The 9,682-nt window shown below is 63.1% G+C and carries 4 protein-coding genes; 2 read left to right on the forward strand and 2 right to left on the reverse strand.

The genetic code is table 11. The features are described from left to right. Positions 1-6 precede the first annotated feature (6 nt). Positions 7-4,668 carry a hypothetical protein gene (locus tag AO268_RS26500; protein WP_099170335.1) on the forward strand — a complete coding sequence of 1,554 codons (4,662 nt, stop codon included), beginning with the start codon at positions 7-9 and terminating at the stop codon, positions 4,666-4,668. A 28-nt stretch (positions 4,669-4,696) separates the two neighbouring features. On the opposite strand, the gene AO268_RS26505 is transcribed toward AO268_RS26500, so the two are convergent. Together AO268_RS26505 and AO268_RS26510 are read right to left on the reverse strand one after the other, a co-directional pair. Beyond that, positions 4,697-7,072 (reverse strand): efflux RND transporter permease subunit, encoded by a 2,376-nt coding sequence (locus tag AO268_RS26505; protein WP_099170336.1) that lies wholly within the window; start codon positions 7,070-7,072, stop codon positions 4,697-4,699. Between the two features lie 15 nt (positions 7,073-7,087). Beyond that, positions 7,088-8,128 carry a WD40/YVTN/BNR-like repeat-containing protein gene (locus tag AO268_RS26510; protein ID WP_169898162.1) on the reverse strand — a complete coding sequence of 347 codons (1,041 nt, stop codon included), beginning with the start codon at positions 8,126-8,128 and terminating at the stop codon, positions 7,088-7,090. Positions 8,129-8,457: 329 nt separating this feature from the next. Between AO268_RS26510 and AO268_RS26515 the strand changes: the two genes are divergently transcribed. Continuing rightward, positions 8,458-9,573 (forward strand): Gfo/Idh/MocA family protein, encoded by a 1,116-nt coding sequence (locus AO268_RS26515; RefSeq protein WP_099170338.1) that lies wholly within the window; start codon positions 8,458-8,460, stop codon positions 9,571-9,573. The last annotated feature ends 109 nt before the right edge of the window (positions 9,574-9,682 follow it).

Below are 9,682 nucleotides of genomic sequence, written 5' to 3' on the forward strand. Positions count from 1 at the left end.
ATGTTTATGCAAGCCCCTAATGCCTCTTCTATCGCCCAGGCCGTCAGCGCACGCTTCGCGGATCGCCCGGCCCTGGAAACCGTGATCCGCCAGCAACTGGCCCAGGCCATCAGCGACCGCTACCCGTCCCTGATACTGGACCTGAGCCGCACCCGCCTGGCCCGGCCGCAACGCCGCAGCTGGCTGCTGCAACCCCTTATGCCTGTGGTGTACGACGCCCTGGCCCGTGGCGTAGCGCTGGATTTGAACGACATCGACGGCTCGCCCTGGTACCTCTCCGATGAGCCGCCCAAGCGGTTGAAATTGCCCGGCCTGACCCGGGAAAAACTCGACATGCAGGTCATCGCGACGCTGATCGACGAACTGCCCCAGACCCTGCCCATCGCCCTGCAAAATGCGCTGGCCGCCTATTGGGACACCGGTAACTGGCACTGGCTGGCCGAGATGCTGGCAGATACCTTGCGCGTCGGTGCCCTGCGCCAGGCGGGCCTGGATGAACAGGCCCGGCAGACCGTCGAACAACTGGTCGCCACCCCCGAGCGGGAGGCGCGGATCGCCCGCCATGGCCAGGGTGCGGTATTCGTCTATGGCCTGGAGGTCACCCTCAAGAGCGGCCAGCGCAGCGCCAGCCTGCTGGGCCCGGAACTGGTGCTGATCCGTGCCGTGAACGGCAAGGCCCCCGTGCTGCTGTGCAGCCCTCGGGGTGGCCTTGAGGTATTCGCCTCCATCGATGCGCTGATCCAGGCCTTTGGCCAGCGCCTGGCTGAGCAGTATCAGGTCGATGACATTCTGGTCCAGCGCTACGAACCCGACGGCGATATCTTCGAGCATCAGGCGGCGATGCTCCTCAACCGCCAGTTGGAAGACCTCGGCAACCTGCGCCTGCCCACCGGGCAACCCTTCAGCGCCTGGCTCGCGCTGTATGGCGACATCACCGACCCGGGGCGGTTCTTTCTCGAGACGCCCCTCGCGGCGCCCCAGGCCCTGGACCTCTTGCGCCCGCATCTGCCGGCCTGGCTGCAGCAGGCCACTACCGACGACCGGGCCGCCTACCGGCGTTACCTGCTGGCCCTGGCCAGCCTCCAACGGCGCCACGCCGGGCACAGCGCCCTGGCGGAGATCGACGACCTGCGCAGCTTTACCGTCAAGCGCCTGCTGCAAGCCCTGCAACACGATGCCGTGGCCTTCGACACCCTGGCGCCAATGCCCCCCTCCGTTGCCGCGCTGCACCCGGACGACCTGCAACTGACCTTCGCCGTCACGGCTGGCTACCCCGGCACCGCCGGCATCATCCGCCACGAACGCATGAGCCTGACGGACCTGGCGATCGACAACCTGTCCAGCCGCCCCAGCGGCAGTGTGGTGCTCGCCAATCGCCATGGCCTGCCGCTGCCGGCCTGGTTGACTGCCGACTACCTGATGGGCGCCGGTGGCCTGATTGAGCGGGTGGACATTGGCCAGCACTACCCGCGCTTGCTGGAGACGTGCCTGTTGGCAGACAACGCCGAGGCGCGCCAGCGTGAGGCGCTGTTTGCCGATCAGCAGGCGGTGCAATTACCATTGCTGGCCCTGGAGCTGTGCCTGAAACAGCAATCGGGCCTGAGCCGCCAGGGGGCACGCATGGTCGCGGCCCTGATGGCCCACGATGCCAGTGACCAACGGGTCGATGAGCGTCAGGTGGTGATCCGTCACTTGGCCCTGCTGCGGGTGCCTGGCGCCCAGCCGGACTGTGTCAGCGCCATGTACCTGATCGAGGCCCAGGATGCCGGCGCAGGTCCCCACCTGCTGTATCGGCCGCTGTATGCCGAGGCGCTGTGCGAATTTGCCAGCCGCGCCGCACTGCTCGAAGCCATCGCCCAGCCCGGCGACTTGCAAGACAGTGTGCTGGCCTGGCTGGATGACCGTGCCCGGCCGATTTATGCCCATGGGGGGTTCCGCGAGCCGCACTACCTGCGCTTCGGCCAGGGCGACGAATTTGCGCCCCTGGACACGCCGGCACCGGCGAGCCTGGCCAGCGACGGCATCAACGACGAGTTGCAGCAATGCCTGGTGACCGGGCGCCTGATGCCATACTTGTTCAGTGACCATGCCCGGGCCCTGGTGGAGCAGGCGAACCGCGAGTCGGTCTCCAACAGCGAGAGCCGTTGGCGCGTGCTGCTGGAGGGCAGCAGCCTGTTGTTCGGCAACCTGTTGCTGCCACTGTTGCGCGGGCCGGCGATGCTCACGGGCTGGCTGCTGGGCCTGATGGCCAGCCTGGGCCAGGACATTCCGGCGCTGGCCGCCGAGGATCAGCAGCAGCGCGAGCTGGCAGCGGTTGATCTGCTGCTCAATCTCAGCCTGCTGCTGTTGGAGGCCGCCCCGCTGGTGACGGCATCGCCACCGGCCCTGGCCGCCGGGCTCAGGGAGCAGGCACTGCCCGCGCCCATGGCACCGAGGGTCGCCGAGCGCTGGCCCGTACCACCACCCCCCGGCATCCGTGAAGGTGCCGTCACCCTGCCGGGCGTGCTGCCGGCCCCGGACAAAACCGCGTTGGACTTCAGCTTCTCCCGCACACGTCAACGGCTGACCCCCACCCAACGCACGCGCTTGGGCCGTTTCAAGGCAAACCGTCCAACGCCCCTGCCCCAGCAGGTACTCAATGGGCCGCGCCGCGGGCTTTACCTGGTCGATGGCACCTGGCATGCCTTGGCCCACGGCGAGTGGTTGCAACTGGTCCTGGAACCGGAAGGTGACATCCGGGTCGTCGCCCCGACCGATGCCACCGACCTGGGGCCTTACCTGCACAGCGATGCCAGCGGCGTGTGGTCGGTAGATATGCGCCTGCGCCTGCGGGGCGGCATGCCGCTCAAGCGGATTGCTGCCGAGCGCCAACGTCAGGCGCAACGCATCCGCGAGCTCAAACTCAGTTTTGAACAGTTCGTCCAAGGACAAGTGGCCCGTCAGAACCGGATCGAAGTTTTCTTCGCGGTGATGACCAAGAGTGCCGAGGACTCACGGTTCAGCGAGGCGCAACTGGCCGACAGCCGCCAACGATTCGACAGCGCCCTGCTGGAGCAGACACAGGAATATCAGCAACAGCTGGACAGCCTCAAAGAGCGCAGCGAGCTAGGGATTGCCCTGCCGCCCCACTCGGTGGCGAGTCTCTTGGAAAATATGGTCAACAACACACGCAAACATGTGGTGATCGCCGAAAAAGACCGGGCAGCGCTGTACCGTAACAACCGTCGCTTCACGGCCAAGGGGGCGGCCCTGGCGGAAGCCGTTCTCAGCGACTTTGCGGCTTACCAGCAGTTCATCTACGCCATGATTGCCATCAATGAGCGCTCAATTCACTGGATCGAGCTGCGTGATCGCTACCTTGACCAGTTGTTCGCCATGGGCAACGCCGGCAGCGAGTATTACCGCCGCCTGACCTGGGAGCGCCCGCAGGAAATCAGCGCCTTGGCCATCAAGGATCTGCTGATGCGCAACTATGAGCTGATGACCCATAAACACCCGGCTCACCCCTTGGTTGCCGTGTTGATCGATATCCTTGAACCGCTGCAAGAGCACTTGCGTACCCACAGTGACCTGAACGACCTGGAGTTCAAGACCGAGGAGCGCATCAGCGTGCTGGAAAGCCTGGTGGAGCACTATGGCCGAGGCCTGGACTCGTTGCAGGGGCTCGGTATCGTCAATGCCGATGAGTTGGAAGGCGAGTATCTCGCCAAGTTGATCAAGCTGGTGGAGGGGCTATACCAGGATGCAGCCCAGCAACTGGCCAGCGAAATCAAACCCGTCGCCCAGCCGCCCAGGCGCGCGAGCCGACGCAACCCGGCAGCGGCCGGCAAACCGCTGAAAAAAGTCATTCGCACCCCGAAAAAAGGCACGTTTATCGGTGAAGTCAAACCGGTGGGCAACGTGGAAACCGTCGAGGTGCGCTCCCAGGTCAATAACGAGTTGCTGGGCCTGTATTCACAGCGGGGTGAGCAATGGGTCGCCTACAAAGAAGCTTCGCCCCCACGCTCTCCGGCGGCACCGCGCGCGCTGAACCTGGTCAAGGGTGAGGCCCGCAAGCTGCTGGCCATGCTTGAAGAGCACCTCAAACGTGGCGAGCAATATAAGAGGATTTCCCGGCACCCGGAAGAGGTCCAGGAGGTGCTGCAGTATGAGTCGACGCGCTATGACAAGCTGGCCACCGAGCTGCACCAGGCGATCCAGGCCCAGCCCGTCGAAGCCCGCACGCCGGCTGACCAAACCCTGGAAAATGACATGCGCCAGGCCGCGGCCCGCCTGAGTGAACGCGGCCTGGCGCTACGCATTCAACTGTGCCTGGAACTGCCGCCAACCCACGGTAACCTGGAATACCTGATCGAGCAGAAACACGCCAATATGGCGTTGCTGGGCGAGCGTATCCAGTTAAGCGGCGAGCGCCGGGACTTCGTGCAGGAGTATGCCGTCAACGACCCGCACGGTTACCCGTTGTGGTACGCCCATTTCCACTACCCGGCAGCCGATACGCCCAAGGAACAGTACACCGCCGCCCACCTCAAGACACGCGAGCAACGCCGGGTCAGCTACTACTCGCAACTGGCCAGGGCACAAAGCCCCCAGGCCGTGGTGGATGTACACCGTGGGTTGATTGGCAAGGCGTTGGCCGAGCGGTGGTTCCTGCCATTGGCCACCTGACAGGGCACACGCGCTCGCGGATTAAGGCTCAGTGGGCAAACAGCGAGTTGCCCTTCTGCCCCGCCAGCTTCTCCGGCTTGATCAGGAACCGCGCCAGGGCCGGCAGCAGCCACAGTGCACCGAACATGTTCCACAGGAGCATGAAGGTCAGCATCAGGCCCATGTCGGCCTGGAACTTGATGGCCGAGAAGATCCAGGTGCAGACGCCGATCGCCAGGCACAGGCCGGTAAACAGCACGGCCTTACCGGTGGACTTGAGCGTTTGGTAATAGGCTTCCTGCAACGGCAAACCCGCACGCAGGAAGCTTTCCAGGCGGCTGTAGATGTAGATACCGTAGTCCACGCCAATCCCCACCCCCAGTGCCACCACCGGCAAGGTCGCGACCTTGACGCCGATACCCATGAACGCCATCAGCGCGTTGCCCAGCACCGAGGTCAGCACCAGCGGCAGCACGATGCACAGGGTCGCCGCCCAGGAACGGAAGGTGATCATGCACATGGTCGCCACGCATAGGTAGACCAGGATCAGGATGGTCAGCTCGGCTTCCTTGATCACCTCGTTGGTGGCCGCTTCGATCCCGGCGTTACCGGCGGCGAGGATGAATTCCAGGCCGTCCTTGTTGTTTTCCTTGGCGAAGTCCTGCACCGCCCGTACCGCGCGGTCGAGGGTCTCGGCCTTGTGGTCGTTGAGGAACACCAGCACCGGCGCCAGGGAGCAGTTGTTGTTGTACAGGCCATCGGCGCGGGCGATGGAGTTGTTCAGCACATCCGGGTTACGCGACAGGGTTTCCCATTTCAGGTTGCCCTCGTTCATGCCCTTGATCATCTGCTTGGACACGGTCACCAGGGAGATCGCCGACTGCACGCCCTCGGTGTTCTGCATCTTCCACATCAACTGGTCGATGGGCGCCATGGCTTCGTAGCGCGAGCAGCCTTCGGCGCGGGTCTTGACCATCACCACCAACACATCGGAGCTGGTGGAATAGTTGCTGATGATGAAATTGTTGTCTTTGTTGTAGCGCGAGTCCGGGCGCAGTTCCGGGGCACCCTGGTCGAGGTCGCCGATCTTCAGGTTCTGGCTGTACCACAGGCCGCCACCGAAGGCGACCAGAGCCAGGGCAATGGAGATGGGTGCGACTTTGGCGCTGGCGAAGTTCGACAACAGGCGCCAGAACGGATGGTCGCGGTTGGCGTCCTTCTTGCTCTTGGCAATCGCGCGTTTGCTGATGCCCACATAGGAGATCGCGACCGGCAGCAGGATCAGGTTGGTGAACACGATCACCGCCACGCCGATGGAGGCGCCGATGGCCAGTTCCCGGATCACGCCGATGTCGATGATCAGCAGGGTGATAAAGCCCACGGCGTCGGCGAGAATCGCGATCATCCCCGGCAGGAACAGTTGCCGGAACGTGCGGCGTGCGGCCGTCAGGGCGTTGTCGGCCTCACTGGATTGCAGGGCGATACCGTTGATCTTCTGCACCCCATGGGAGATGCCGATGGCGAAGATCAGGAACGGCACCAGCATCGAATACGGATCCAGGCCAAACCCGAAAAAGTGCATCAAGCCCAGTTGCCAGACCACCGCCACCAGGGTGGTGATCAAGACCGCGACGGTGCTGCGCAGGCAGTTGGTGAACCACAACAGCAGCACCAGGGTGATCACGAAGGCGATACCGAAGAACAGCACCACCATGATCAGGCCGTCGATCAGGTCGCCGACTTTCTTGGCGAAACCGACGATATGGATCTGGACGTTGGGGTTCTGCTCCTGGAATTTGCTGCGGATCTTGTCTTCCAGTTCGTGGGAGAACTTCTGGTAGTCCAGGGCCAGCAATTTGCCCTGGTCCTGCGGGTCCGGGTAGGACTCCAGCAGCGGGATATCAACGATGCTCGACTTGAAGTCGTTGGCCACCAGGCGCCCGACCTGGCCGGACTTGAGCACGTTGTTGCGCAACTGGTCGAGGCTTTCCGGCGAGCCGTTGTAGCTCTGCGGGATCACTTCGCCGCCGGCAAAGCCTTCTTCGGTCACTTCGGTCCAGCGTACGCTGGGGCTCCACAGGGACTTGAGGCCAGAGCGGTCAACACCGGAGATGTAGAACACCTCGTCGTTGATCTGGCGCAGGGTCTCCATGTATTCCTTGCTGAAGATATCGCCATCCTTGGCCTCCACCGAGATACGCACGGTGTTGCCCAGGTTCGCCAGGTCGTTGCGGTGCTCCATCATTTTTTCGATGAAGGGGTGCTGCAGGGGGATCATTTTTTCAAAGCTGGTGGAGGGCCGGATCAAGGTGGCCTGCCAGAACAGAAAAATGCTCACCAGCAGGCAGATGACGATCACTGCCGGGCGGTTATTGAAAATCAGGCGCTCAAGAAAGGTCGCTTTATCGTTGTGATGACTGCTCATTCTATCCCCGCCTTCTTATTGTTTTTTGCGTTCGGCGCCGGTTGGCTCGGCGACGCGCACGCCACCCTGCCCCACCAGAATCAAGTCGCCATTGCCCGCCGCCGTCACCGCCGAAAGTGAAATGCGGTCCGGGCGGTTGAATACGCTGAAGGTCTGGCCATCGTCGTGGCTGACCACCACGCTGCCGCCGTTGCCGACCACCACCAGGCTGCCGTCGTCGAGCAGGGTCGCGCCTGACAGGCCAAACTCCAGGGCGCCCCGGGCGGCCTTGAGTTCCACCGGTTGCCAGGTGTCGCCAAAATCGGTGGAACGGAACAGGTTGCCGCGCAAACCGTAGGCCAGCAGGGTCTTGGGCTGCGCGGTGCCGATCACGCCAAACAGCGAGCCCTCGTAGGGGCCTTCGAGTTTTTCCCAGGTCTGCCCCTGGTCGCTGGAGCGGAACATGCTGCCCTGCTCGCCAACGATAAACAGGCCGGCGTCCTTGACCTGGGCAATGGCGTTGAGATGGTATTGGTCTTCGTTGTCCAGGCGGTCGCTGACATCCTCCCAGGTCTTGCCCGCGTCAGTGGTCTCGATCAGCGCACCGTAGGCGCCCACCGCAAAGCCGTGGTTGGGGTCATTGAACAGCACGTCCAGCAGCGGCGCTTCACGGCTGAGGTCCTTGAACTGCTCGGTCCAGGTAGCCCCGGCATCGCTGCTGGCGAGGATCTTGGCGTCATGCCCCACCGCCCAACCATGCTGGCCGTCGATAAAAAATACCGCCGTAAGCAACTGCCGGGTCGGCACCTTGGCCTGCACCCAACTCGCGCCCTGATCATCGGAATAGAGGATATGCCCACGATCACCGACCGCCACCAGGCGCTTGCCGGCCTGCACGACGTCGATCATCAAGCCTTTTTCGGCCCTGGGCGATTCAATGGCAAATGCCGCAGGTTCTGCGGCGTCGGTTGCAGCCTGGGCAGCCGTCGACAACGCGACAACCCCCAGCAGCGAGAGCGCTGTAGCCAGCACCGCGACCTTGCGCGATGCGAGCGGGCGGCAAAAACCCACACCCATGACAGGCTCACTCATAGACCTTTCTCCCATTTATTATTGTTAGGTCGTAACACCTTGCAGGGTGTTCGCAGTGCGCAAACCTGCAATCTAGAGCCCCTTGAGGAAGCAGGGGCCATCCTATCGGGCTTTGGAATCGTCTGACAATCGGCGCTACGTTATCTTTTGTTAACTAGAGGCCTTTTGCCTTCGCGCTGAATATAGCTGCATTCGCTGGAATGATGAGTTGCCCACACCTGCTTGGCGGTATTTTTATTCCATGGATTGATAATTAGGAATTTTTATTCTATTAATTGCCCTCCTGAAAAAATAATTCAAAAAGGACCACCGCCATGCGCGCACTTGGAATCGGCCTGATCGGTACAGGCTTCATGGGCCGTGCCCACGCACTGGCGTTCAATAACGCCCGTGCGGTGTTTGACCTGCCCTGCAAGCTGACGCTGGCGGCCCTGGCCGATGCCGACACCGAGCGCGCGCAACGCTGCGCCAGCGCGTGGGGCTTTGCCAAGGCCCATGGCGACTGGCAACAGTTGATTGATGACCCACACGTGGACCTGGTGGCCATCACCACCCCCAACCACCTGCACTACCCCATGGCCATGGCCGCCCTGGCGGCAGGCAAGGCGGTGTATTGCGAAAAACCCCTGGCGACCAGCCTGCAACAAGCCGACGCCATGCGCCGCGCCGCTCGCGAGGCCGGGGTGGTGACGCGGGTCGGCTACAACTACCAGCACAACCCGATGATCATCCTGGCGCGGCAGATGATCGAGGCCGGCGAGCTGGGGCAGATCATCAGTTTCCAGGGCGAGTTCAGTGAAGACTTTATGGCCGACCCGGCGTCGCCCTGGTCCTGGCGTTGTGAGGTAGAGCATGCCGGCGGCGCCCTGGCGGACCTGGGCAGTCATCTGCTGGCCATGGCGCGTTACTTGGTGGGCGATGTGAGCAAGGTGTGCGCCGACAGCCAGACCGTGCACGGCCAACGCCCGGCCAGCCCTGGCAGCGCCGAGTGGCGTTCGATTGCGGTGGACGATCAGGTGCAGGCCCTGCTGCGTTTTGCCAATGGCGCACGCGGCACCCTCAGCAGCAGTTGGCTCAAGCACGGCTACAAGAATCACCTGAGTTTCGAGATCAGCGGCACACGCGGCACCCTGGCCTTCGATCAGGAGCGCTTGAATGAGTTGCGCCTGTTTCGCACCGGTGCCCCGGGTTTCCAGCGTTTACTGGCGGGCCCCGCCCTGCCCGGCTATGCCGCCTTCAGCCCGGCGGCGGGGCATCAGCTGGGGTACAACGAGTTGAAAACCCTGGAGGTGCAGGAGTTGATCATGGCCCTGGCCGGGCAAGGTGCGGCGGGGACTGATTTTGAGGCGGCGTGGGAGGTGGAGCGGTTGGCGGCGGCGCTTCGGCTGGCGGTGCGGGAAGAGCGGTGGGTCAACGTGAGCGAAATTTAAAGACCTGCACCGATCAATGTGGGAGCGGGCTTGCCCTAATGCCAGTCAGTTAAGCCCTCCCGCTTTCTTTTTGGGGTATTTGACCGGCCTAGGCTTGACCACCCTGGGG

The organism is Pseudomonas sp. ICMP 8385 (assembly GCF_002699915.1).
Lineage (GTDB): Bacteria > Pseudomonadota > Gammaproteobacteria > Pseudomonadales > Pseudomonadaceae > Aquipseudomonas > Aquipseudomonas gessardii.